This is a genomic window from Photobacterium sagamiensis, from assembly GCF_050337085.1.
Classification (GTDB): domain Bacteria; phylum Pseudomonadota; class Gammaproteobacteria; order Enterobacterales; family Vibrionaceae; genus Photobacterium; species Photobacterium sagamiensis.
Genome location: NZ_JAKJSP010000017.1, coordinates 52602 through 78582, shown reverse-complemented (window position 1 = coordinate 78582; position 25981 = coordinate 52602). Strand labels below are relative to the sequence as shown.

Annotated in this window: 22 protein-coding genes and 1 other annotated feature; of the genes, 7 read left to right on the top strand and 15 right to left on the bottom strand. The window is 46.9% G+C overall.

The window, feature by feature from the left end:
• Nucleotides 1-208: 208 nt before the first annotated feature.
• From lysS to xerD, 5 genes are all read right to left on the bottom strand, one after another.
• Entirely contained in the window at nucleotides 209-1717 is a 1509-nt protein-coding gene (gene lysS, locus L4D76_RS07660; RefSeq protein ID WP_428440329.1) for a lysine--tRNA ligase, read from the bottom strand.
• A gap of 33 nt (nucleotides 1718-1750) precedes the next feature.
• Nucleotides 1751-2849, bottom strand: a protein-coding gene (gene prfB, locus L4D76_RS07655; RefSeq protein ID WP_428440328.1) for a peptide chain release factor 2 whose coding sequence is annotated in 2 segments (ribosomal slippage) — nucleotides 1751-2773 and nucleotides 2775-2849 — 1098 coding nt in all. Because the reading frame shifts where the segments join, the coding sequence is not laid out codon by codon here.
• A gap of 270 nt (nucleotides 2850-3119) precedes the next feature.
• Complete coding sequence (gene recJ / locus L4D76_RS07650) at nucleotides 3120-4844, bottom strand: single-stranded-DNA-specific exonuclease RecJ (protein WP_428440327.1); 1725 nt, start codon at nucleotides 4842-4844, stop codon at nucleotides 3120-3122.
• 160 nt (nucleotides 4845-5004) lie between these two features.
• The gene (gene dsbC, locus L4D76_RS07645) at nucleotides 5005-5727 is read right to left on the bottom strand and encodes a bifunctional protein-disulfide isomerase/oxidoreductase DsbC (RefSeq protein WP_428440326.1); all 723 of its coding nucleotides are present in this window, start codon (nucleotides 5725-5727) and stop codon (nucleotides 5005-5007) included.
• Between the two features lie 159 nt (nucleotides 5728-5886).
• Nucleotides 5887-6816, bottom strand: coding sequence for a site-specific tyrosine recombinase XerD (xerD, locus tag L4D76_RS07640; protein ID WP_428440325.1), 930 nt, complete (start codon nucleotides 6814-6816; stop codon nucleotides 5887-5889).
• 137 nt (nucleotides 6817-6953) lie between these two features.
• Between xerD and fldB the strand changes: the two genes are divergently transcribed.
• A complete protein-coding gene (gene fldB / locus L4D76_RS07635) occupies nucleotides 6954-7475 on the top strand; it encodes a flavodoxin FldB (RefSeq protein WP_428440324.1) in 522 nt (173 codons plus the stop codon).
• A gap of 69 nt (nucleotides 7476-7544) precedes the next feature.
• Here the strand turns inward: fldB and brnQ are convergent, their stop codons facing one another.
• Nucleotides 7545-8855 carry a branched-chain amino acid transport system II carrier protein gene (gene brnQ / locus L4D76_RS07630; RefSeq protein WP_428440323.1) on the bottom strand — a complete coding sequence of 437 codons (1311 nt, stop codon included), beginning with the start codon at nucleotides 8853-8855 and terminating at the stop codon, nucleotides 7545-7547.
• A 356-nt stretch (nucleotides 8856-9211) separates the two neighbouring features.
• Between brnQ and L4D76_RS07625 the strand changes: the two genes are divergently transcribed.
• Both L4D76_RS07625 and srmB read left to right on the top strand, forming a co-directional pair.
• A complete protein-coding gene (locus L4D76_RS07625; RefSeq protein ID WP_428440322.1) occupies nucleotides 9212-9949 on the top strand; it encodes a tRNA1(Val) (adenine(37)-N6)-methyltransferase in 738 nt (245 codons plus the stop codon).
• Nucleotides 9950-10169: 220 nt separating this feature from the next.
• Entirely contained in the window at nucleotides 10170-11441 is a 1272-nt protein-coding gene (gene srmB / locus L4D76_RS07620) for an ATP-dependent RNA helicase SrmB (protein ID WP_428440321.1), read from the top strand.
• A 105-nt stretch (nucleotides 11442-11546) separates the two neighbouring features.
• Here the strand turns inward: srmB and yaaA are convergent, their stop codons facing one another.
• Nucleotides 11547-12326: a peroxide stress protein YaaA gene (gene yaaA / locus L4D76_RS07615; RefSeq protein ID WP_428440320.1), complete on the bottom strand. Its 780-nt coding sequence runs from the start codon at nucleotides 12324-12326 to the stop codon at nucleotides 11547-11549.
• A gap of 118 nt (nucleotides 12327-12444) precedes the next feature.
• Complete coding sequence (locus L4D76_RS07610) at nucleotides 12445-13872, bottom strand: alanine/glycine:cation symporter family protein (protein WP_428440319.1); 1428 nt, start codon at nucleotides 13870-13872, stop codon at nucleotides 12445-12447.
• Nucleotides 13873-14387: 515 nt separating this feature from the next.
• Between L4D76_RS07610 and L4D76_RS07605 the strand changes: the two genes are divergently transcribed.
• On the top strand, nucleotides 14388-14570 hold the full coding sequence (locus tag L4D76_RS07605; protein WP_428440318.1) for a DUF3545 family protein: 183 nt from the start codon (nucleotides 14388-14390) through the stop codon (nucleotides 14568-14570).
• Between the two features lie 119 nt (nucleotides 14571-14689).
• Here the strand turns inward: L4D76_RS07605 and L4D76_RS07600 are convergent, their stop codons facing one another.
• The 3 genes from L4D76_RS07600 to nfo all read right to left on the bottom strand — a co-directional run bounded on the left by L4D76_RS07600 (nucleotide 14690) and on the right by nfo (nucleotide 16941).
• Nucleotides 14690-15223, bottom strand: coding sequence for a hemerythrin domain-containing protein (locus L4D76_RS07600; RefSeq protein ID WP_428440317.1), 534 nt, complete (start codon nucleotides 15221-15223; stop codon nucleotides 14690-14692).
• 112 nt (nucleotides 15224-15335) lie between these two features.
• The gene (ung, locus tag L4D76_RS07595; RefSeq protein WP_428440316.1) at nucleotides 15336-16016 is read right to left on the bottom strand and encodes a uracil-DNA glycosylase; all 681 of its coding nucleotides are present in this window, start codon (nucleotides 16014-16016) and stop codon (nucleotides 15336-15338) included.
• Between the two features lie 73 nt (nucleotides 16017-16089).
• The gene (gene nfo, locus L4D76_RS07590) at nucleotides 16090-16941 is read right to left on the bottom strand and encodes a deoxyribonuclease IV (RefSeq protein ID WP_428440315.1); all 852 of its coding nucleotides are present in this window, start codon (nucleotides 16939-16941) and stop codon (nucleotides 16090-16092) included.
• A gap of 339 nt (nucleotides 16942-17280) precedes the next feature.
• On the opposite strand from nfo, the gene grcA reads away from it, so the two are divergent.
• Nucleotides 17281-17658 (top strand): autonomous glycyl radical cofactor GrcA, encoded by a 378-nt coding sequence (grcA, locus tag L4D76_RS07585; RefSeq protein ID WP_428440314.1) that lies wholly within the window; start codon nucleotides 17281-17283, stop codon nucleotides 17656-17658.
• Nucleotides 17659-17816: 158 nt separating this feature from the next.
• On the opposite strand, the gene thrC is transcribed toward grcA, so the two are convergent.
• The 3 genes from thrC to thrA are packed head-to-tail and all read right to left on the bottom strand — an operon-like array spanning nucleotide 17817 to nucleotide 22524.
• Nucleotides 17817-19103, bottom strand: coding sequence for a threonine synthase (thrC, locus tag L4D76_RS07580; RefSeq protein WP_428440313.1), 1287 nt, complete (start codon nucleotides 19101-19103; stop codon nucleotides 17817-17819).
• A 3-nt stretch (nucleotides 19104-19106) separates the two neighbouring features.
• On the bottom strand, nucleotides 19107-20063 hold the full coding sequence (gene thrB, locus L4D76_RS07575; RefSeq protein ID WP_428440312.1) for a homoserine kinase: 957 nt from the start codon (nucleotides 20061-20063) through the stop codon (nucleotides 19107-19109).
• A gap of 1 nt (nucleotide 20064) precedes the next feature.
• Nucleotides 20065-22524 carry a bifunctional aspartate kinase/homoserine dehydrogenase I gene (gene thrA / locus L4D76_RS07570; RefSeq protein WP_428440311.1) on the bottom strand — a complete coding sequence of 820 codons (2460 nt, stop codon included), beginning with the start codon at nucleotides 22522-22524 and terminating at the stop codon, nucleotides 20065-20067.
• 85 nt (nucleotides 22525-22609) lie between these two features.
• Nucleotides 22610-22725 (bottom strand) — a sequence feature (Thr leader region).
• 245 nt (nucleotides 22726-22970) lie between these two features.
• On the opposite strand from thrA, the gene aceK reads away from it, so the two are divergent.
• Both aceK and L4D76_RS07560 read left to right on the top strand, forming a co-directional pair.
• Complete coding sequence (gene aceK / locus L4D76_RS07565; RefSeq protein WP_428440310.1) at nucleotides 22971-24695, top strand: bifunctional isocitrate dehydrogenase kinase/phosphatase; 1725 nt, start codon at nucleotides 22971-22973, stop codon at nucleotides 24693-24695.
• A gap of 166 nt (nucleotides 24696-24861) precedes the next feature.
• A complete protein-coding gene (locus tag L4D76_RS07560) occupies nucleotides 24862-25320 on the top strand; it encodes a hypothetical protein (RefSeq protein ID WP_428440309.1) in 459 nt (152 codons plus the stop codon).
• A gap of 95 nt (nucleotides 25321-25415) precedes the next feature.
• Here the strand turns inward: L4D76_RS07560 and L4D76_RS07555 are convergent, their stop codons facing one another.
• Nucleotides 25416-25907, bottom strand: a complete 492-nt coding sequence (locus L4D76_RS07555; RefSeq protein WP_428440308.1) for a putative 4-hydroxy-4-methyl-2-oxoglutarate aldolase — start codon at nucleotides 25905-25907, stop codon at nucleotides 25416-25418.
• Between the last annotated feature and the right edge of the window lie 74 nt (nucleotides 25908-25981).

Sequence of the window (25981 nt, the reverse complement as noted above, 5' to 3'; positions counted from 1 at the left end):
GAATATGTGAATCAAATCACGCTAGAAAATTCACTATTGGAATGTTGAGAAACTTTTTATGACGATAGGAAACACAATTTAAGCAGACAGATAAGCAATAAAGGATGAGTGGAAAAGAGGGATAAACGCTCTGCGGGCAGCAAGTTGGTGTCAATAAAAAGGCCACCCTACTGGGTGGCCTTCAAAATAACCGCTATTAAAACAACAATTAATTGTTGCTTTGCGGACGCATCGCCGGGAACAGGATAACGTCGCGGATAGTATGGGTGTTAGTAAACAGCATTACCAGACGGTCGATACCAATGCCCTGGCCCGCTGTCGGTGGCAGACCGTGCTCCAGTGCAGTGATGTAGTCTGCATCGTAGAACATTGCTTCGTCATCACCGGCATCTTTCGCTTCAACCTGTGCTTTAAAGCGCTGGTCCTGATCTTCTGCATCGTTAAGCTCAGAGAAACCATTTGCCACTTCACGACCGCCAACGAAGAATTCAAAACGATCCGTGATGAATGGGTTGTTATCGTTACGACGCGCCAGCGGCGAGATATCGGCTGGGTATTCTGTGATGAAAGTCGGCTGCAGCAGTTGAGATTCGGCCGTTTCGCCGAAGATCTCTTCTAATAGCTGGCCACACGTCCAGAATGGTTCAACTTCGACATGCAATTCTTTCGCGATATTTGCCATTAGGTCGCGATCTTGCACCTGCTCGTAAGTCAGCGCCTGAATTGTTGCATTGTCAGGATTATACTGCTTCACCGCGTCCAGCATGCTTATACGAGTATACGGACCACCAAAGTCGATCATTTCATCACCATACGGTAATTTTGGTGAACCGCACAGATCAATCGCAATGCTGCTGAGCATCTCTTCTGTCAGATCCATCAGATCGTTATAGTCAGCATACGCCATATAGAATTCCATCATGGTGAATTCTGGATTATGACGAGGCGACAGACCTTCATTACGGAAGTTACGGTTAATTTCGAACACGCGCTCAAAGCCACCAACTACCAGACGCTTAAGGTATAGCTCAGGTGCCACACGCAGATACATATCGATATCCAGTGCGTTGTGGTGAGTCGTAAACGGACGCGCCGTTGCACCACCAGGGATGACGTGCATCATTGGTGTTTCCACTTCCATGAAACCTTTCGTGGTCATGAACTGGCGGATCGCACTCACGACTTTTGAACGCATCATCATTGTATTACGTGAATCTTCATTTACGATCAGATCGACATAACGCTGACGGTAACGCATTTCCTGATCAGTCAGACCATGGAATTTTTCCGGTAGCGGACGAAGCGCTTTCGTCAGCAGCACGTACTCACCCATATTCACGTAAAGATCACCTTTACCTGACTTATGAAGCTGACCTTTAACACCGATGATGTCACCGATATCTAAACCTGAATACTTTTCTTTCAGCTCTTTCTGAACATCTTTCGTGGCATATGCCTGAATACGGCCAGAAACGTCCTGAATTGCCAGGAATGGGCCTCGTTTAGCCATTAGACGGCCCGCAATCGCGACAACGTTGCCGGCTTCTTCCAGCTCTTCTTTTGTCTTGTCACCGAATGCAGCCTGTAAGTCGGCAGCCAGGCTGTCACGACGGAAATCATTCGGGTGGCCATTTGCTTGACACTGTTGGCGAATTTTTTCTAGCTTCGCACGACGTTCAGCAATCAGCTTATTTTCATCTTGTAATTGATCAGTCATGGGTTGACCCTTTAATTTTGTAACCAAATTCGGTTAGAGGCCTGATTTCAGGCTGGCTTCAATAAAACGGTCTAAATCGCCGTCAAGTACAGCTTGGGTGTTACGATTTTCCACCCCTGTACGTAAATCTTTAATTCGAGAATCATCCAGGACGTATGAACGGATCTGGCTGCCCCAGCCAATGTCAGACTTCGAATCTTCACTGGCTTGCTTCTCAGCATTTTGCTTTTGCATCTCAAACTCGAACAGTTTTGCTTTCAACTGCTTCATCGCCTGATCTTTGTTTTTGTGCTGAGAACGGTCATTCTGACACTGCACCACAATATTGGTTGGAACGTGGGTAATACGCACCGCAGATTCCGTAGTGTTTACGTGCTGACCACCCGCACCTGATGCACGGTATACATCGATACGAAGATCTGACTGATTGATGTCAATGTTAATATTGTCATCAATTTCAGGATACACGAACGCAGAAGCAAATGAGGTATGACGACGACCACCTGAATCAAACGGTGACTTACGCACTAAACGGTGGACACCGGTTTCTGTCCGCAACCAGCCGTACGCGTATTCGCCGCTGACACGTACTGTTGCCGACTTCAGACCCGCCACATCACCTGCAGACACTTCAATAATTTCAGTCTTGAAGCCTTTGGCATCAGCCCAGCGCAAGAACATGCGTAGCATCATCGACGTCCAGTCTTGTGCTTCCGTACCACCGGAACCTGCTTGCAGGTCGATATAACAGTCAGACGCATCATGCTCACCGGCAAACATCCGACGGAACTCCAGCTTCTCTAGCTTCGTTTCCAGCTCTGCCAGCTCTGAATCAACTTCATCGAAGGTTTCCTGGTCGTTTTCTTCCACCGCCAATTCAAGCAGACCTTCAACGTCTTCAACGCCTTGATCCAGTTGATCGATAGTATCGACCACAGCTTCTAATGCCGCGCGTTCTTTACCCAAAGCTTGAGCACGTTCTGGCTCATTCCACACTTCAGGTTGCTCTAACTCTGCATTTACCTCTTCCAGACGCTCTTTCTTAGCATCATAGTCAAAGGTACCCCCTAAGGATATCAGTACGTGCTGATACATCCTCAAGTCGGTTTTTAATAGGATTAATCTCGAACATTGCCACTCTTCATCGTCGAAATGGACATAACGGGAGGATTCTATCGAATTGTAGATAGAATATACAGAGGCGCAGAAAGGTTATCGACGAATTTATTTTCTGAAGCAGATCACAAAAAGATATTCGCAGCCCGACTGCAATAATTTATCCACATCTGATGGTGGTAATAAAATCCGCTAAGGATCACTAATTATTCACCTTTTTACTCTATATACAAAAAAGGCGAGACCTTATTCAGTCTCGCCTTTGCGGTTAGATCTGTCGCGGGCCTTATTTCGCAGCCATGTGCTCTATCATCAACTGAACACTGCGGTTACCACGGTATTCGTTGACGTCCAGGCGGTAGACCAATCGGATCTGTTGTACTGACGCATCGGGCCAGCGCTTAAGATCGATATTGAAGGCAATTGCATCAATCACACTGCCGCCACTGAGTGGCTCGACCATCATTTTCAGGTGCTTGCCACCGACCAGCTTCTGATGCAGTAACCTGAACATACCTTCAAATGACGGTTCCGGAAATTGCTGCCCCCACGGTCCACCAGCACGCAGGATTTCTGCGGTGTCCAAATTCAGCTCATGACTGGCCAACTCGCCATCGGTTAACAACACACCTTTTAACGCATCTTCATCCAATTCGTTACGTACTGCCAAATCAAAGGCTTCGCTAAAGGCGATCAGCTTTTCTTCCGGGATGGTCAAGCCTGCCGCCATGGCATGGCCACCAAATTTTAAAATCATACCCGGATTTTTGGTATCAATCAGATCCAGTACATCACGCATGTGCAGGCCGGGGATTGAGCGGCAAGAACCTTTAATTTCACCATCACCGGCGTCAGCAAAGGCAACCACCGGGCGGTGATACAGCTCTTTAATACGGGAAGCCAGAATACCAATCACGCCCTGATGCCAGTCACGCTGGAACAACGCTAAACCATATGGCATCTCTTGCTGATTGAATTTGAGCCGCTCACAGATCGCCAGGGCTTCTTCTTTCATGCCCTGTTCAATTTCTTTTCGGGTCTGATTTAACGCATCAAGCTCAGACGCCATTCGCCGTGCCGCCTGGATATGGTTACACATTAACAACTCAACCCCGAACGACATGTCATCCAGCCGCCCGGCAGCGTTGATTCGCGGCCCTAATGCAAACCCTAAATCACTGGTAACTAAGCGTGAAGGATCACGATTGGCGACTTCAATCAACGCCTGAATACCCGGTCGACATTTTCCCGCCCGGATACGTTGTAAGCCCTGGTGCACCAGAATACGATTATTGCCATCAAGGGCCACCACATCCGCCACCGTTCCCAAGGCAACCAAATCAAGCAGTTCGGCTAAATTCGGTTCAGCAATGCCCTGCTCGGCAAACCAGTTAATCTTGCGCAACTCAGCCCGCAGCGCCAGCATCAAATAAAAGGCCACCCCAACCCCGCATAATGCTTTTGACGGAAATTCACATTCGTACAAATTAGGGTTAACGATAGCATCGGCATCTGGCAATATGCCGCCAGGCAAGTGGTGATCGGTGACCAGTACTTGCATGCCTTTGGCTTTGGCCGCTGCAACACCTGAAATCGAAGAGACGCCGTTATCCACCGTCATGATTAATTCGGCCCCACGGGCATCAGCCTGCTCAACCACCTCAGGGCTCAGGCCATAACCATCATCAAACCGGTTCGGTACTAAGTAATCAACATTCTTACAGCCAAGCATTCGTAATGCCAACACCGACAACGCCGAGCTGGTTGCGCCATCGGCATCAAAATCACCGACCACAATGATACGTCGATCGTCAGCCAATGCTTTCACCAGTAACTGTACCGCCGGTGCAATACCGTACAACTGCTCATAACTCAGCAATCCTTTCGCGCTACGTTCTAGCTCCGCATCCGAGTGAATTCCCCGGCTGGCGTAAATGCGTTGTAACAAGGGGGGGATGGCATTGGAAAAACCGGATATATCGGCTTGAGGTCGACGTTTGATTTCAATCATATTGGCTAATTACTGGCATACTTTGGAGGGCTGAGTGGATAACATTCTATCTCAATTCACGGCACAAGCCATGAAAAAAGCCCGTGATCTGATCCTATCAAGTCACGGGCTTTCAATCTCAGCGTTGTGTAAATAACAACGCTATCGAGCAAACTGAAAATTAGCTTCGGCTATCTAACATCTGACGCAACCTGGCTGCCGGCTGATAACCTGGCAGCATGGTGCCATCTTCCAATACCATCGCAGGTGTTCCATTGACTCCCATTGCCACACCCAGCTCATACTGCTTACGCACCAAATCATCACGCTGGGTGACACCGCTTGAATCAAAGCCGCCATTTTTCGCATCGTTCATCGCCTGAGCGGGATCTTTCGCCCCCCAAACCGCGCTCATCTCAGCAAAATTACCGGAACGCTCACCGCCACGAGGAAAAGCGAGGTAGCGAATGGTAATACCCGCATCATTATACGTTTGCATTTCATTGTGCAGTTTACGGCAATAACCACAGCTGGTATCGGTAAAGACAGTCACAACATATTTCTCATTTTTAGCCGGGTAGACGATCATCTCATCTTCCATACCCTGCAATTTGCCTTTGTTGATCTTCGCCATCTTCTGCTCAGTCAGGTTCGTTGGCTCTGCACCATTATTCTGATACAGGTGACCGGCAAGGAAATAGCTTCCATCGTCAGAAACATAGACAATACCGCGTTCAGTCACGGCTTCATTCAGGCCAGAAAGCGGAGACGGCGAAATAGAGCTTGGTACTAAGCCAATCGCGCTCAATTTCGTTTCAATTGCAGCATTGTCAGGCTTTGCCATTGCGGTAAAAGCAGTAAACGCAACAGCTGTAGCGAGTAACGTACGGCCAAAAAAGTGCATTCGACTATTTCCTTAAAGCATTATGAGTTAAAGAGTAAGACCTGTAAGAGTCCGAAATACTTTCAAAGTTCATTATAAACAAGAGGCGAGAGACTAGATACTCGGTATTAGGTTCTCGGCACTCGGCACTCGGCTCTAGATTCTCGACACTCACCCACATTAAGCGCGAGGATGGTGGGTTTCATGAAGCTGTTTCAATCGCTCTGTCGCTACATGAGTATAGATCTGCGTCGTTGATAAATCACTATGGCCCAATAACATCTGCACAACGCGTAAATCCGCACCGTAATTCAACAAATGGGTCGCAAAGGCATGACGCATCACATGAGGTGAAAGCTTGTCACTATCAATGCCAGCCAGTACGGCATAGTGCTTAATACGATACCAGAACGTCTGGCGGGTCATTTGTCTTGCCCGTTTACTCGGAAACAAGACATCGGAGCTTTTTTCACCGAGCAACTGCGGTCGGCCGCTGGTCAGAAATTGTTCTATCCAATCAACCGCATTTTCGCCCATCGGTACCAACCGCTCTTTATCACCTTTACCCGTCACCCGCACAACGCCCTGGCGTAAACTGATGCTTTCCATCGTCAGGGTCACTAATTCAGTCACACGCAAGCCTGTGGCATAGAGCAGTTCCAGCATGGCTTTGTCGCGTAATTCTATCGGATCGTTAGGATCGGGGGCATCCAGCAAGGCATCCACCTGCTCTTCACTGAGATCTTTCGGTAAACGTTTGGGAAGCTTTGGGCTTACCATCATCGCACTCGGATCATCATCACGCAGCTTCTCGCGATATAAATACTGAAACAGACGGCGAATGGCAGACACCATACGGGCACGAGATGTCTGCATATAATCAGCATCAAACAGCCATTGCTGGTAGCGCTGCAAATCATCGACAGAAACAGCAACCAAATTCAGACGCTGATTTTCCATCCACTTATACAGCTTCATTAAATCATTACGATAGGATGCCAGCGTGTTTTCCGACAAGCCACGTTCCATCCACATCGCATCAAGAAAGCGCTCAATGATAATTTCGTCGTTTTCCACAACAGCCTCTAAACCACTCAAAAAAAAACACATGGATATAAATACAGTACTTTTGCCATGGTAGTCTATTTGAGATAAAAAGTAACTTGTCATGTAACGGTAAAATATAGTCTCAGGAAGCGAAGCTAGGTAAACTCTCTGCCATTACAAAAACCAACTGGATTATCAGCATGAAAATTGGCCTATTCTACGGCTCGACGACCTGTTATACCGAAATGGCGGCAGAGAAAATCCGCGACTGTATCGGGGACGAGCTGATTGAACTGCATAACATCAAAGAAGCGAATATTAGCGACATGAGTAACTTTGACATGCTGATCCTTGGCATTTCAACGTGGGACTTTGGTGAGTTGCAAGAAGACTGGGAAGCGGTATGGGATCAGCTTGACGGTCTGCAGCTGGCAGGCAAAACCGTTGCTTTTTTCGGCCTCGGCGATCAGGAAGGCTACACCGAATGGTTCCTGGATGCGATGGGCATGTTACACGACAAATTGCTGCCAACCGGGATTAACGTTGTCGGTTACTGGCCAAATAACGACAGCTACCAATTTGAAGCATCAAAAGCGTTAACAGAAGATAAGCAGTTCTTTGTTGGCCTGGCCCTTGATGAAGACAGCCAGTATGAAATGAGTGATGAACGCATTACTCAATGGTGTGAACAAATTTTGACTGAGTATAGCGATTCACTATAGTTTATCGTTATTAGAACCAACAAAAACGGGATGCCAAGGCATCCCGTTTTTCGTTTTCAGGCAGATAAATTACGCTGTTTGAACTTCCTGCGGCTTAACATCACCACCAATGAAGCGAGTGATCACCATCGCACCAAATGTCGGTAATACCCAAGCCATGCCGTATTCAAACAGTGGCAGCATATTAAGCGCCGAAACATCAATACCCATAAATTTAGCCGCATCGATAAAGCTGAACAATAATGACACAAGCAGTACCACACGGTAAGCCATCCGTGGGTTTGGTAGCCACTTACGGATAAAGGTCAGCATAACCAGTGCGACAGCAACCGGATATAGCGCGAACAGAACAGGGATCGACAGTGCAATCAGCTGGCTCAGACCAACATTAGCAACCACCGCACAAACTACGGCCAGAATTACTGCCCATTTCTCGTATGACAGCTTAGTCAGTGAGCTGAAGTAATCAGAACACGCACTGATCAGGCCAATCGCCGTCGTCAGACACGCCAACAGTACAATCGACGACAGAATGATCTGACCGACAGGACCGAACAGAGCCTGAACATAAATCGCTAAAATAGCACCGCCATTCTCAGCACCGACAGCAACCGCCGAGCTTGTTGCGCCAAGATAGAACAGAGAGACGTAGACAAATGCCAGGCCTGCAGCCGCAATAACACCGGCATAGATCAGATAAGTACAAGTCGCTTTATCGTCAGTGATACCCTTCTTGCGGATAACATCAACAATCAACATACCGAACATCAGAGCGGCAAAGGTATCCATGGTGTTGTAGCCTTCAAGGAAACCAGTGACAAATGCCTGATCGGCATAGGCACCTTGCGCGGCAAGGATGTCACCCTGAGGGTTCAGGAATACCGCAATGGCAAGAATCGCCAACACCGCAAACAAGGCTGGCGTCAGGTACTTACCAATAATGTCGATCAATTTGCCGCGCGACCAGGCAAAGAACAGCGCGACCGCAAAGAACAATACCGAGAAGACTGTCAGGCTAGTTTGGCCTGCATCAGCAATAAAGGGTTTGACGCCCATTTCGTAAGCAACAAGACCTGTACGCGGTGCTGCAAAAGCTGGACCAATAATAATGAAGATCAGCACTGCCATCAGGGTTGCGACACGTGGTGGTAAATCACGCGTTAAGCCTTTCCAGCCACCGCCCGCAACAGCAACGGCAATAATACCGATCAGCGGCAAGCCAACGGCTGTTGAAAGGAAACCGAACATAGCCGGAACCAGGTTTTCACCCGCTAACTGGCCTGCCTGAGGTGGGAATATGATGTTACCCGCCCCTAAAAAGAATGCGAAGGTCATAAAACCTAACGCCAATATGTCTGTTACTTTGAGTGTTTTATTCAAACTGCACCTTCCCACTCGTTGTCTGTTTATATGATGTGTATGCTTTTTTATCACTTCGAGTCACACGATATTTGCTTCTAAATGTGACATTTATCGCAGCATAATGAAGAAAAAGAGAACAATTAGCAACCGCGCAGCAAAAAACACCATATTCTGCGGCACTGTCACTCTAAAACCAGCATATCAAACCAATATCGAGTTACGAGTTGGAACTAATGACCAAAATAATCCATCCATGTAAAAGATAAGAAACAGCATTAAACCCTATTTAACAACAATTCAACAAATTTAAATGTTTATTCCTTGTTTGGCGGTCGGTATTGGCTATCGCTATAATGGCTCTTTTAGGAGGTCTAATGGCAAAAGGTTTTACTTTTAAACAGTTTCACGTCGATGACGACGGCTGCGGCATGCCGGTGAGTACTGACGGCGTACTGCTGGGGGCATGGGCCGAACTGCCTCTGCAAGGGCATATCGTAGATATTGGTACGGGGAGCGGCTTACTCGCATTAATGGCCGCCCAGCGTACAACTTCGGCGCTCTGCACGATTTCTGCTATCGAACTGGATACCGCTGCCGCAAAGGCTGCAGAACATAACTTCACCGCTTCCTGTTGGTCTGATCGCTTACAGTGCATACAGCAGGATATTGTGCAATGGATGGCCACTCAGCCAGCGCACAGTGTCGATGCGATTATCTGTAATCCCCCTTATTTTAATGCGGGGCTTCAGGCAGACTGCCAGGCCCGTGCCACAGCACGACATACCGATAACCTGCCCCATGAGGTGCTGCTCACGGTGATCCAGCACCTGTTAACCGCAAAAGGATCGGCGAGTCTCATTCTGCCGGAATATGAAGGGCGTCAACTGCTACTGTCGGCACCGGAATACGGCTTACACTGCCAGCGTTTGTGTATCGTCAAAAGTACAGAGAAGAAACCGGTCAGCCGACTGCTGATCGCACTATCACCAGTACAATGCGATCGGGCAATCGCAGAAGAAACCTATAAAGAAGAACAACTTTGCATTCATGACAACGGCCAGTACTCCCCTGAGTTCATTACACTTACCCGTGACTTTTACCTGAAGCTATAGGTCACGGACAGAGCGAAATAATACATAAAGCTATTGTGTAAAATGGCAATGAGATAAATTGTTCCTAAAGTTTTTATGCTTTAATCGGTGATACTTGCGGCAATTATCTCTATAATGCCGCCCCTTATATGAATACCACTAATGATCGATCCACTATCCAGCACCGGAAATAAGGTTGCGATTGTTATTGGAATTGGTCTTGTCCGAGGAGAGATGACTGGTGAAAGACTTTTCCGAATTAGAGTTAGATAGCGCACTATTACACGCGATTGAAGAGATCGGTTATACCCGCCCGACAGAAGTTCAGGCGCAGGCTATCCCTCACGCCCTGGACGGTAGAGATGTATTGGCTTCCGCTCCGACAGGTACCGGAAAAACAGCCGCATTTCTTCTGCCGATGATCCAGCACTTACTTGATTTCCCTCGTAAGAAGCCAGGTCCTGCACGTGTATTGATACTGACACCAACACGTGAACTTGCAATTCAGGTGGCAGACCACGCTCGTGCACTGGCGAAAAACACGAAATTAAATATTTTCACCATTACAGGCGGCATTTCGTACGACGATCACGCAGAGCTTCTGGGTAAAACTCAGGATCTTGTTGTCGCAACCCCAGGCCGCCTGATGGAATACATCGAAGGTGAGCGCTTTGATTGCCGTGCCATCGAATGCTTAATCCTCGATGAAGCCGACCGTATGCTGGACATGGGCTTCACTAAAATTGTTGAGCGTATCAACCATGAATGTCGCTGGCGCCGCCAGAGCCTTCTGTTCTCTGCAACACTGGAAGGTAAAGGTGTTCGTGAGTTCTCGGAAACGATTCTGACAGAGCCTGTCGAAGTTGACTCTGAGCCTTCACGTCGCGAGCGTAAGAAGATCCATCAGTTATACCTGCGTTGTGATGACATGGGCCACAAACTGGCATTGCTTGAGAACATTCTGAAGCATCAGGCTGAACGCAGTATTGTATTCATCAAAACCCGTGAACGTCTTGGTGAATTGCGCGATCAACTTGCCGCAATGAACATCAAATGTAGCTGGATCCAAGGGGAAATGGCGCAGCTTTCACGTAACAACGCGATTGCTCGTTTCCGTGATGGTGAAGTGAACGTACTGCTTGCCACAGATGTTGCAGCCCGTGGTATCGATTTACCTGATATTAGCCACGTTATTAACTTCGACATGCCTCGTACTTCAGACGTGTACTTACACCGTATTGGTCGTACGGCACGTGCAGGCAAAAAAGGCACCGCGATCTCTTTGGTCGAAGCACACGATCAAGCAATGATTGAACGTGTTAGTCGCTACATGAAAGAAGAAGTGCCTGAGCGTTTTATCAATGGCTTGCGACCAGTAAGCAAGAAGACAAAAACCGTTAAAAAGAAAAAAGTTAAGATCGATAAGAAGCTTAAAGCCGCTAAGCAAAAGAAGGCGGCGAAGAAGCAAAAGAAAACATCACAGCAAAAGCCTGATAGCAAAAAAGAAGCGTAATCCTTAGGTTACGGCTTCTAAAAGCACAAGACACACGAAAGGCAGGGTGAGTACCCTGCCTTTCTTTTATCTGTCATTCAGGAACAGGGATTGCCCGCTCGCGCTTTATTTCGTTTGCTCTTCGCGCTTAAATACGAACTCTTTGTCAGTCGATTCCCCAGCAACAAAGTAATAACCCGCCACATCAAACTGCTTAAGCTCATCGACCGATTTAATACGGTTATCAATGATATAACGTGCCATCATGCCACGTGCTTTCTTGGCGTAGAAACTAATAACTTTATAGTTACCCTTCTTGCAGTCTTTAAATACCGGGGTGATTAGCTGTGCATCCAACTTCTTCGGTTTTACCGATTTAAAGTATTCGTTCGATGCCAGGTTGATCAGAATATTATCGCCCTGCTCTGCCAATGCCGCATTGAGTTTATCGGTAATAATATCCCCCCAGAATTGGTACAAATTAGTACCACGAGGATTGGCTAGCTTGGTGCCCATTTCTAAACGATATGGCTGCATCAAATCCAATGGGCGCAATAAACCATAAAGGCCCGATAGCATACGCAGGTGCTGCTGAGTATAAGCATAATCATCTTCATTCATCGTTTGTGCAGCAAGACCGGTATAGACATCACCTTTGAACGCCAAAATTGCCTGACGGGCATTATCCATCGTAAATTCCGGCTGCCACTCAGCAAAGCGAGCCGCGTTCAGACCGGCAATTTTATCACTCACTTTCATCAGGCTTGCGATATCCATTGGCGTCAGCTTGCGACATACCTCGATGAGCTCTGCGGAGTGATCCGTCAGTTCAGGCTGGGTATACGTTTGGGTCGCCAGAGGCGATTCATAGTCAAGTGTTTTGGCAGGAGAAACCACAATTAACATAAGGCTTTGTTCCTTAACGGCTGATGACAAGAGATTATCACCATCGATAAAAAAAGCCACGCAATAGACGCGTGGCTTTAAGTATTAAACCAATAGGTTTAACCTATCATTTAACCTATCATTTATTCTTCTGATCCCAGATCCCTTCTTCCAGCTGGGCATGCAGCTCAGGATAATCTTTACTGTTAAATGTCGGCACTTTTCCTTGCGCTAACTGTTTATTGTAATCCTTCGCCAGCTTCACCGCCGTCCCGGACAGCAGCACTATCGCTACCAGGTTGATGATTGCCATCATTCCCATCGACACATCCGCCATCGCCCAGACCGTTGGCAGATCGGCTACTGCACCGAACATCACCATCGCCAGTACAACCAGACGGAAAATATTCAGACCCGCCTTATGATTATGTTCTAAGAAGATCAGGTTGGTTTCGGCATACGAATAATTAGCCACCAGCGATGTAAACGCAAAAAAGAAAATAGCCACCGCGATAAAGATCGAACCCCAGCCGCCCACTTGGGCACTTAACGCCCGTTGCGTTAGTTCAATACCTGTAATTTCACCATGCGGGACATACTCGCCTGACATCAGGATAATCGCGACGGTCGCCGAACAGATCACAATGGTGTCCATGAAAACACCCAGCATCTGAACATAGCCCTGCGAAGCAGGATGCGGCGGATACGGCGTTGCTGATGCCGCGGCATTTGGTGCAGAGCCCATACCCGCTTCATTCGAGAACAATCCACGCTTCAGGCCGTTGATCATCCCCTGGGCAATGCTATAACCCAGCGCGCCTGATGCCGCCTCTTCCAAGCCAAACGCACTGCGGAAAATCAGCGACAGTACATCCGGCAACTTCTCGATATTGGTGAACATAATAAACAGCGCCAATACCAGATAACATAACGCCATCGCCGGAACTAATATTTCAGCCGTACGCGCAATGGTGCGCAGGCCACCAAAAATGATCGCTCCCGTCATCACGACCAGAGCCACTCCCATATACGTCGGGTTCCAGCCAAAGGCGACATTCATCGCCAGAGTGATGGAATTGGCTTGTACCGAGTTAAATACCAAGCCAAACGCAATTATTAGACAAATCGAAAAAACGACCCCCATCCAGCGCATACCGAGGCCTTTTTCCATGTAATAAGCAGGGCCACCGCGGTAGTTACCATCATCGTCACGGGTTTTATACAGCTGGGCAAGGGCACTCTCTGCAAACGCCGTGGCCATGCCTAGCATTGCGATCAGCCACATCCAGAATATGGCTCCTGGGCCACCTAAAGTAAGAGCAACGGCTACACCGGCCATGTTTCCCGTTCCGACCCTGGCCGCCAGACTGGTACAAAGAGCCTGGAAAGATGAGATACCCGCCTGATCTGACTTACGGCTGTTTTTCATCACTTTGAACATATGGCCAAAGTGCCTGAACTGAATAAACCCCAGGCGATAGGTAAAGAAAACCCCCACACCAATCAGGAGGTAGATGAGTACTGAGCCCCACAACAGATCGTTTAAAAAATTAATCTGGCTTGCCACAGCAACCCCCTCTAAAAATCGTCAACAAACGGCATCTTCTCGATAATTTAGCGAGTCAGACACGATAAAAATAGTCGTCTAACAACCTGAGTTGCTCTTATGATGCAGCAAAGGTCTGACACAAAATAATCAGAGACTTCCCAACAAAGTCTGTGCCTGAAAAGGCCGTTAAGAAGTGTTTGTTCTCTCGCACACTACAAATGGCAAAAAATCATGTGAATTTACGTTGTTAGCATCAATATTCGAAGTGAGTATAATAACTTAACAGTATGCATTTATTGTAATTTATTCCTCGATCCATTTAAGAGCCAACCGCATCAGTTGATGAGAAATACCCTAAATACATTTTTGCACGAAACGCTGATTTTGCTCACTTTTTACGCAACCAGCTGATAAATGTGATTGCCAACACATAAAAAATTCATCAATAAGTAACATTTGCGAAACACCTCAATATTATTTTAATGCTCGATATGATATTTAGTTAATACCAATATGTAAGAAAGAGGTGCTCTATGGATAGCTATGCATTCGATGACATTCTTGCAACAGAACGCCCGGTACGTCGCTCTAGGAGTAAGCCTGAGAAACGTAAATGGCGTGAAATTGAAGCTTTAAAGGACAGGCAAAAACTGCGTAAAGAATTAGAAGATATTGATATATTTAGAGAATGTTCGGACGAAATGGCTGAATATTAACTTCAGACCAATCGAATCACTTAACGTGCCGTTATTTGATTCGATTGGTAATCAAAGCGCCAGATTATTAGTCAGTTTGCTATTACTGGCGCTTTTTCTTTCTATCGCTCTATCGCGATTCAGACTGAAAGGCGCTTCGAAAGTTTCAGGTAGCGTTCCGAAACCTGATCCCCAAACAGTGGATCAGAATACTCCCCTTGATATTCAGCCGAAACGGCCAGCCAGTCCTTAGCAGTAAAATGGCGGCGGATAAGAGGAAAAACCTGTTTTTCTTCTAACTCAAGATGGGCTTTCTGGTGGGTAACAAAAGTATTCAGCCTTTCTGCAAACAGATCCAACGGGATCACAGCATCCATCAGGATCATATCTACCGTCTCAGCAAACTCACGGGTTAATTGCGCCAGCTCCAGATGCTCCTGCTCCAGATTTTTCATATCGTCATTCTTGGCATAGTGCGACTGATAATAGTGATACAAGATATCTTCTTTCGGATGGTGGCAGCACTGAGCATAATTGTGCAGGTAGTCAACAATATCCTTGATCAAGCTGTAATCAACTGACTGACCTTTTTTAATCATTTCTAACTTCTGCTGCAACACATTCAGCAAGCGATTAATGTAACCGTGTTCAGTATGAATAATTTCCAAAATCATAGTTCACTCCCAGACGACATTTCCCTAATCGTTACTAGTTAAGTGTATGTCATTGCCGGAAAAAGCATATTGATCCTGCTTGCAAATTGTTCAATTTGCGAACTGACGTCAGTTACGCAAACGCTCTGGGTTGCCAGTTAATCTCCGTTTTATTCATCTGCTTTAGCAACAGGTTCGTCTGTGAAAAATGCTGACAGCCGAAGAAGCCACGATAAGCAGACAGCGGTGACGGGTGCGCCGACTTCAATATATGATGCTTTTCACCTTTTATTCTCTTACCTTTTTTCTGTGCGTGAGCGCCCCATAACAAAAACACCACGCCTTCCAGGTGGTGATCCAGCATTTCAATAATGCGGTCAGTAAAGGTTTCCCAGCCAATTTTGGCATGGGAATGCGCTTGCCCCTGTTCCACGGTCAACACGGTATTGAGCAATAATACGCCTTGCTCGGCCCAGCTTTGCAAACAGCCATGATCCGGGATCTCAAAGCTCGGAATATCAGTCGCCAGCTCCTTATACATATTGGCCAGTGATGGTGGTGTTTTAACACCCGGTAATACCGAAAAACTCAAGCCGTGAGCCTGATCGGGACCGTGATAAGGATCCTGTCCCAGAATAACGACTTTAACCTGATTAAATGGGGTGGAGTCAAAAGCATTGAAGACATCTTTTTCTGCAGGGTAAATGACTTTTCCCTTGGCACGCTCTGTCGCAACAAACTGTTCTACGTGCTGAAAATAAGCTTGCTGTTTTTCCTGCTCAATGATTTCATGCCAAGTGAGTGAATGGTTCATTACATGCTCCTGATACTTTTGTAAGCCTCATATTCTACCTGCATCCGGCCTGAAGTTCAGGAGCAAACCTCTATTAGATCTCTGCGTTTACGAATGAGCGTAACGTCATGATTTCTTGCTGCCAGAGATCCGGGTTAATGGTTTCCAGCACCAGGGGAATATTATCAAATCGGTTATCACGCATCAGATAGCGGAAACAGTCCCAGCCAATCTCGCCTTCACCTAAGCTATGGTGGCGATCGAGATGGCTGCCGAGGCCGCCCTTCGAATCATTTAAATGCATACCACGTAAATAATTCATCCCAACGATCTGATCGAATTCTGAAAAAGTCGCCTCTGTCGCCGCTTCTGTACGCAGATCATAACCAGCGGCAAAAGTATGGCAGGTATCGATACAGACTCCGACTCGGCTCTTATCATCAACTTGCGCAATAATTTCAGCCAGATGCTCAAAGCGCCAGCCTAAATTGGAACCCTGGCCAGCCGTATTCTCAATGACCGCGACAACATCTGGCACTTGTTGATGGGCAAGATTAATCGACTCCGCAATTAACGACAGGCAATCGTGCTCTGAAATTTTCTTCAAATGACTACCCGGATGGAAATTCAACAGGGTTAAACCAAGCTGATTGCAGCGCTGCATTTCATCGATAAAGGCTGCACGAGACTTTTCCAGTTTCTCAGTTTCAGGCGCCCCCAGGTTAATCAGATAAGAATCGTGAGGCAAAATGGCATCGGCACTGAAACCATATTGCTGGCAACGCGCTTTGAATGCCTTAATCACATCTTGTTCAAGGGGTTTTGCTGCCCACTGTCTTTGGTTCTTGGTAAACAATGCAAATGCATTTGCTCCGATCCTGGCCGCATTTTCCGGCGCATTAAATACCCCACCAGCAGCAGACACATGAGCGCCGATTAACTTCATTTTATTACCTCTTAGTTGTGTTGTTTTTCCACATTAGTTACAACACATTGATCAGACACAGGACACATTCCTTCGCTAAAACAATGAAAAACACCTCGGGTTTTGTTGTAATTTTACTACAAATGATCTATTAAAATATTTTTGAAAGAATAAAATATTATTGTGAACACTGAAAAAATAAGGTTAGATTGATTTAGCTCAAAAAAACAGCCCTATTCAAATTAAGGTTTATTGTTGTTTTTTGATCTAAATCAATATCTTTTTCTTGGTTGCGAGGTATATAATACGCAACTCAACAAGAAATTGAAAAACTAACAACATCCTTCGAAGGAGTAAGTCATGATCACCGGTATTCAAATTACTAAAACAGCAAACAACGAACTACTGAACTCTATCTGGTTATTGGATAGCGAAACAAACCAGGCTCGCTGTGTATGTGCACAGTCAGGTTACGAAGAAGATCAAGTTATAGCGACAGCAGAACTTGGTGAGATTGAGTACCGCGAACTGGCTATCGAAGCTCCGGCTAAAATCGAAGGCGGTCAGCACCTGAACGTTAACGTTCTTAAGCGTGAAACGCTAGAAGATGCGGCTAAACACCCAGAAAAGTATCCTCAGCTAACTATTCGTGTATCGGGTTATGCTGTACGTTTCAATTCGCTAACGCCTGACCAACAGCGCGACGTTATTGCACGTACATTTACTAAAAGCCTGTGATCTCAACGCGCACAGCTCTGGTAAACTAAGTGGTAAAAACGGCATCATTGATGCCGTTTTTTTGTATCTTCGTCTAATACCAATCGGTATGGCAGATATAACAAAGGGAGCCGATTGGCTCCCTTTTCGATCACTATGATGCGTACATCTGGTCTACATTAATCCTGTACGCTTTGCAGCACAGCTTTCAACTGGTCAAAGTCATTATCACGCTCTAGTGACAGCAGCTCCATTGCACCATGTTTGGCCAATGGTGCCGGCAGATCAACATTGATATCAAGGATCTCATCAACCACTTCTTTAAACTTCGCCGGGTGCGCGGTACACAGGAACAGACCGGTTTCGCCTTGTTGTAATTGCTCGTTAAGCACGCGGTAGGCAATCGCACCATGTGGCTCGCACAAGTAACCTTCAGTGTTCATCTGACGTAACGTTTCAGCCGTTTGCTCATCCGTTACCGCACCGTAGCCAAGCTCGCCCAGTCCCCAGCCTTTAAGCTGACACAACTCTTCGATACGCGGCCAGTTGTTTGGCTCACTCACATCCATTGCGTTAGAGATCGTTGGGATAGTTGGTGTTGGTGCCCACTCGCCAGTCTGTAAATAACGTGGCACAGTATCATTAACATTAGTCGCAATAATAAAGCGCTTAACAGGAAGCCCTAATGCTTTCGCCAACAGGCCTGCAGTCAGGTTACCAAAGTTACCACTTGGTACCGAAATCACCAGATTATCACGCTGTGCTTTTGGCAGCTGAGAAACCGCTTCAAAGTAGTAGCAGATCTGCGCCATCAACCGGCTGATGTTGATTGAGTTAGCCGAGTTAAGGCCGACTTCCTGACGCAACTCTGCATCATCAAATGCGTTTTTAACCAGGGCCTGGCAATCATCGAATGTACCTTCGACGGCAACGGTCGTGATATTACGACCAAGGGTGCAGAACAGTTTTTCCTGCAACGGGCTGATTTTGCCTTTCGGATACAAAATCACGACCTTAATATTGTCCATACCATAGAAGGCATGCGCAACCGCCGCACCGGTATCACCGGATGTCGCGGTTAAAATAGTCACTTTAGCGTCGCTATCCGACACTGCAGCCAGTGACTGAGCCATAAAGCGGCCACCAAAGTCTTTAAATGCCAGCGTCGGGCCATGGAACAGCTCCAGGGCATAAACACCGTCTTTCACCTTTGCAATCGGTGCCGGGAATTGAAATGCGTTACTTACCATCTTGCTAACGGTCTCAGAAGCAAGCTCATCACCAATAAAGGCAGAGAGAATTTTACTGCTGCGGCTAACAAAATCCATCTCTAATAAGGCATCAATATCGCCCAGCTCAGGTAACTCTGCTGGAAAAAACAGGCCTTGGTTACGACCCAAACCCTGACGTACTGCCTGACCAAACGAAACCTGCTCTTGATGTTCTTTTAAGTTATACAACTTCATAGTTTATAGCTCACTTCCTGTTACTTTTGAGCCCTGACTGTCAAGGCGACAGACATGGACAAATCCTTCATCATTCTGAACATAATTCTCTTCGAGCCAACGTGCAATACGTTTTGCGACTTCGAGGTCATTACAGACACTAAACATCGTTGGTCCAGAGCCAGAGATCCCACTGGCCAGTGCGCCAGCTTCTAGCGCATATTGTCTTGCCTTGGAAAAACCCGGTAACAATCTTTCGCGATATGGTTCTGCAACCACATCTTTAACCATTTTCGCTGCAAGCTCCGGCTGTTGTGAATAACACGCATGAATAAAGCCACCAAGGTAGCGGCCATGTGCAATAACATCCTGGCGGCGGTATTGAGCCGGTAGAATTGCACGAGCTTCTGCAGTTGGCACTTTAATGCCCGGATACGCCATGACCCAATACCAGTCATCAAAACATGGTACGGACTGACTGATGATCCCCAGCTCTTCAACCATAAATTGCAGGCCGCCCAAATAACAAGGGGCAACATTATCATAGTGCAAACTACCAGAAATCAGCGCTTCCATTTCGCCCATTAAGGCCAGCAACTCAACCTCATTGAGAGGCAAATCATGAAAACGGTTCAGCGCATCTAAGGCCGCAACAACCGAGCAGGCACTAGACCCGAGCCCAGAACCAATCGGCATGTTCTTTTCCAGAGTCATGGCAACGGGCTTTAGCACCAACCCTTTTTTATCCAGTTCGCGGGCAAACACACGCCAACATTGATATACAATATTATCTTCTTGCTCTGGTGGTAATTTGGCAACAAAGTCCCCCAAACAATCGAGGGTAAACGGTTGTTCGCCGTCAGCGACTCTCACCCGATCCCCCAGCAGCGTGCCGTCAATCGGTGAAACCGCAGCACCTAAAACATCAAACCCGACACTGACATTGCCAATCGACGCTGGCGCATAAACTACAACACTCATCTTATACTCCTAGCTTCCAGCCTAATGTACGCATCAGATCCGCAAACACACCGGCTGCGGTAACTTCAGTACCAGCACCATAACCACGTAGTACCAGTGGGATCGGTTGATAATAGCGGCTATAAAATGCCAGCGCATTTTCCCCGTCTTTGATCTTAAACATCGGATCGTCCGGATCCACCGCCGCGATTTTCACCGAGCACTTGCCATGATCAATTTCACCGACATAACGCAGTACTTTGTCTTCTCTGGCGGCTTCCGCTGATAGCTGTTTAAAGTACTCATCGGCTTCAGGCAATCGCGCCATGAAATCTTCAACCGAGCCTTCAGAGTCAAAACCAGGCGGCAGGGCTTGCTCAACAACAACGTCATCAAGTTCCAGTGCCATGCCGGCTTCACGGGCAAGGATCAGTAGCTTTCTCGCCACGTCCATACCGGACAGATCATCACGAGGATCCGGCTCGGTGAAGCTATTGTTACGGGCAACCGTCGTAGCTTCGCTAAAGCTCATGCCTTCATCGAGCTTACCGAAGATATAAGAGAGCGAGCCCGATAAAATACCAGAGAAACGTTCAAGTTCATCACCTGCAGCCATCAGATTTTGCAGGTTCTCAATCACCGGCAAACCGGCACCGACAGTCGTGTCGTACATAAACTTACGACGTTTAGAACGTGCCGCCTGACGCAACTGGTGGTAATACATCATGCTTGCGGTATTGGCTTTCTTATTCGGGGTAATAACATGGAAGCCCGCAGCCAGAAAATCGACATACTGCTCAGCGATACCTTGATCCGATGTGCAATCAATAATGACCGGGTTAATAATGTGGTGACGCTGTACTAACTGGATCATCCTCGCCAGGCTCAGCGGCTCATGGGCTGCTCCCATCTGATCCCGCCAGTTATCAAGAGGCAAACCGTTGCTATCAAGCAGCTGGCCCTTGCTGTTCGCCAGACCACAGACGCGGATAACAATGCCACTTTGTGCTAATTTCGCCTGCTGACGGCGGATCTGCTCAACCAGCTCGCCCCCGACGCCGCCGACACCGATAACAAAGACATCCAGGAAGTGTTGACTGTTGAACAAGTTCTCATGGCATGCTTTAACCGATTCAGACACTTTCGCCACCGGGATCACGGCAGAAATCGCGCGCTCTGAAGATCCCTGTGCAATCGCAATAACATTCACGTCGACTTCAGCCAGCGACGTGAAGAACTGTGATGCCACACCACGAGATGTCCGCATGCCATCACCAACCAGGGTAACGATAGCCGAGTCACCAAGAAACTCAACCGGCTCCAACAGGCCTTCTTTCAGCTCAAGTTCAAAGCAGTTCTGCAACGTCTCTTGAGCAACGGCTTTATCCGCACTCTCAATACAGAAGCTAATGCTGTACTCCGATGATGACTGAGTGATCAAAACAATAGAGACCCCTGACGCTGACATCGCGCTGAATACACGAGCCGCCATGCCAACCATCCCTTTCATACCAGGGCCTGAGACATTCACCATTGTCAGGTCTTTCAGGGTCGTAATGCCTTTGATAGCCAGCTTGTCTTCACCGGTATCCTGACCGATCAGAGTACCGGCACCTTGAGGGTTAAAGCTGTTTTTAATCAAACAGGGAATGTGGAACTGGGCAATCGGGGCGATAGTTTTAGGATGCAGTACGGAAGCACCGAAATATGACAACTCCATCGCTTCCTGGTAGCTCAGGGATTTCAGCAGGCGAGCATCGGGAACGATACGCGGATCACAGCTGTAAACACCATCAACATCCGTCCAGATCTCACAGCACTCAGCACGTAAGCAAGCCGCTAATACCGCAGCAGAATAATCGGAACCATTACGGCCTAACGTCACCAGCTCACCTTTGCTGTTGCCTGCGGTAAAGCCCGGCATGATATTAACGTGGCCTTGCGGGAGGGGGTTACGTTTGAAGTTTTCGGTGGAAACCTCAATATCGACATGCGCTTCAAGGTAATCACCGTGAGCATGCAAGTATTCAACCGGATCAATCAGGCTGGCCGCCAGGCCTTTAGCTTCAATCAGCGCTTTCATCGCCACAATCGACAGCCGCTCACCTTTACTGATCACTTTGGCATAAACATTATCAGGACACAGGCCTAACAACTTCATTCCATGCACATACTGCTTCAGCTGCCCCAGCGAGCTGGCCAGTTTGGCATCAAGCAAGGCTTTATCAAATTTAGGCTCCAGAGCCAATAAGCCTTCAAACAGCGACGTAAATACCGCTTCAAGATCGGCAAGTTGAAGCTCGGCATCGCCGGTATTTACCGTACTGTCGATCACTGACACCAATTTATTCGTGACTTTGCCCGGCGCAGACAGCACCACAGACACATCCCCTTGCTGGACATTATTGGCGATGATATCCGCTGCCCTTAAAAATCGTTCAGCATCAGCCAACGATGAACCACCAAACTTAAATACTCGCATTCCCTACTCCCAAGTTCCTAATTTATTTACTACTACATTGCATAAGTAGCAAAAAAAGACCGAATTCATTCAATTCCGTGAAGTTAAAAAAAAAGCCCGCACTGTGTGAAGTGCGGGCTTTTTCATATAAATCGTATACGCATCAGCCCGCCCCAGCACTCATTGTGCCGGTAATAATAATGGTGGTGGTTGTACTGATAACGTTAAACATGTGTGTTGTCGATTTACTCAAAATTCTGCATTACTTTACATTTACCGGAACCAGGATTCAGAGTCAACCACGTTTTATCGCTTAGTCGATAAAATCACAACAACCGTAACCCACTTAGTACAATCTTATTATTCGGAAAAAGTATAAAAAACAACCATCGTTTATTGCAGTTCGCCTCTCCACGTTGCATAGTGAATAGTAATGACATAAAAAATCAATTCGGAGGGACTCCCGAATGACAGCAGCAATGGAACAGCTTGTCGCCCATACCATCTTGCAAGGCTTTGATGCCATGTATGGTCGATTCCTCGATGTAACGGCAGGCGCGCAGGAAAGGTTTGAACATCAGGACTGGTCAGCGGTTCATCTGGCACTCAAAAAGCGGATCAGCTTTTATGACCACCATGTCGGCTTAGTCACCAGCCAAATTCAGATCATGCTGGGTGAACGCTATGCTAACCGTTCTTTTTTAATGGCGGTTAAATCTGCCTATGAAAATCTGCTGCTCGATTACCCTCGATATGAAATCGCAGAAAGTTTTTTTAATTCTGTCTATTGCCGAATTTTCGAACACCGCAATATCAACCGTGACAAGCTGTTTGTCCATAGTTCACAAGAAAACCGCATTCCAACCTATCCGACTCAGCTAACACGCCTCTATACCGCCCGCTCTGGGCTCTCGGCGCTATTTGAGCGCATGCTTGATGACACCCCCTTCACCTTGGACTGGGAAGATAAACAGCAGGATATCACGTTAATCATTGACCACTTACAGCATGAATTCGGTGGTGCCCTCAACCGAGATACCACCCTTGAACTGGTCCGGGAACCTTTCTACCGCAATAAGGCCGCTTATTTAATCGGATGCATCACACTCCGCCATAACGACCAGGATCAAACTATCCCTTTGGTATTGCCGGTACTGAGTAACAGCAACAAGCAGCTATATATCGATGCCTGTATCTGCCACGTCAATGATGTCAGTATTATCTTTGGTTTTGCCCGTTCTTACTTCATGGTTTACGCCCCCGCTCCGGCAGCATTGGTACGCTTTCTGTCGAATATCATTCCCAACAAAACCAACGCCGAGCTGTATACCGCAATAGGTTGTCAGAAACATGGTAAAACCGAGTTATACCGGGAATTTCTAGATCATCTGGAACACTCTGACGATCAGTTTGTCTCTGCTCCGGGAATTAAGGGGATGGTGATGTCGGTATTTACCCTGCCATCTTATGGTTTTGTCTTCAAAATCATCAAAGATAAATTCGCTCCACAAAAAGCTATAAGCCACGCCACGGTACGAGAGAAATATAAACTGGTTAAAGAACACGACCGGGTCGGTCGCATGGCCGATACCCAGGAATATCGTAATTTCACCTTTGAACGCCATCGCTTCAGCGACGAGTTACTGGCTGAGTTACTCGACGTGGCTCCTTCGATCATTAAAGTGACCAAGGATAAGATCATTATCAAGCATCTCTATATGGAGCGACGAATGATCCCGTTCAATATTTATGTTGAGCAGGCTAACGATGATGATCTTCGTCATGCTGTCGACGAATATGGCAAAGCTATCAAGCAATTAGCTGCGGCCAATATTTTCCCTGGTGATATGCTATTTAAGAACTTCGGGGTTACCCGTCATAAGCGAGTCGTGTTTTACGACTATGATGAAATCAGCTACATGACAGAAATGAACTTTCGCAAGATCCCACCGCCTCGTTATCCGGAAGATGAGATGGCCGCAGAGCCTTGGTACAGCGTGGGGATCAACGATGTCTTTCCTGAAGAGTTTCGCACCTTCCTGTTGATCAACCCAAAAGTCCGTGCGCTGTTTAATGAACTGCACAGTGACTTATTTGAGGCCCAATACTGGCAGCAACTCCAGCAAAACATCACGCATGGCCAGTATGAAGATGTCTATCCCTATAAAAAGGCACATCGACTACGAAAATAATGCATTCCAGCCGGATCTGCGTGGTATAGGAAAGAGTCGACATTTTGTGACAAAGCCCAATTTTATGCAGAAAGTCTCATTATGTGTCTCATTGCATGTTAATAATTAGAATTGTGCTCTAACATGGATAAGCATAAGCAAAATTAAGAACAGGGATGGTGACGTAATGAAAAAATTGCTGATCACATTAGCCCTGCTGGTCGTGGCTTTACCAACAACAGCAGCAGAAAAGGGACTTTTCAGCATTATCGGTGATAATGCTCCCTCCGGCTGGTTTATGTCTTCAAATTCACGATCAGCAGATCAATTCGATCTGTGGCAGATTGATAGTGGCTATGCCTATTCGCTCAACAATAGCCTGGAGCTTTATCTCAGCACTCGTCTCTCTTCTGGTAATGATATGGTATCTGCCAGTCGTGGGGTTTTATCGGGGGTTAAATATCAAGTAACACCGAAAGTTAGCCTGAAAAGTGCCGTCACATCCGAAACCGTTGATCGGGATACTATACTCGGCGTTGAATTTAGCAGTCAGTATAAAATGACAGAGAAGGTCGACCTGCATGCAACCCTTGATTACGAAGCCTTAGAACAAATTTATCTGCTTGGAATTGGGTATCGCTTCTGATCCTAATGACGGCCCATCATGGTACCGCCATTTAATTTGGTAGGTACGATCCCCTAACCACCTCAAGATGCGAGGTAGCTTGGGCATATCATTATTTACAGCACAGACAAGTTCAGAGGCTGACGGCTTAACAAGATACCGTTAAGATCAGCGTAGACGTAATCGCCGGGATAAATCATGGTGTGTCCGACAATCAACGTCATATTCTTATCGCCGCTCTGGCGTTTCACCGTTTTAAACGGGCAGACGCCCAGTGCTTTAACCCCAAGTTCCAGCGTAGCCAATGTACCAACATCGCGAGCCGCACCATTAATAATGATGCCCTGCCAGCCGTTTTCAACGGCCAGTAAAGCCAGCTGATCACCCAGTAACGCCCGATTACATGAACCATGACCGTCAATAAACAGTACTTTTCCTCTGCCATCTTGCGACACAATCTCACGCACTAAACTGTTATCTTCAAAACAGCGAAGAGTAACGACTTCGCCATAAAATATTTTTTTGCCGCCATAATTCTGAAATGTAAGAGGCAGCCAGCTAACATCCTGTTCATAGTGATCACACAAGTCAGGTAATAGATCTTTCATCTCACTTACTCCTTAGTTAACCTTTCCAAGGTTATGGATTCCAATTCCACGAGCAATCTCGAATTCTATTTACC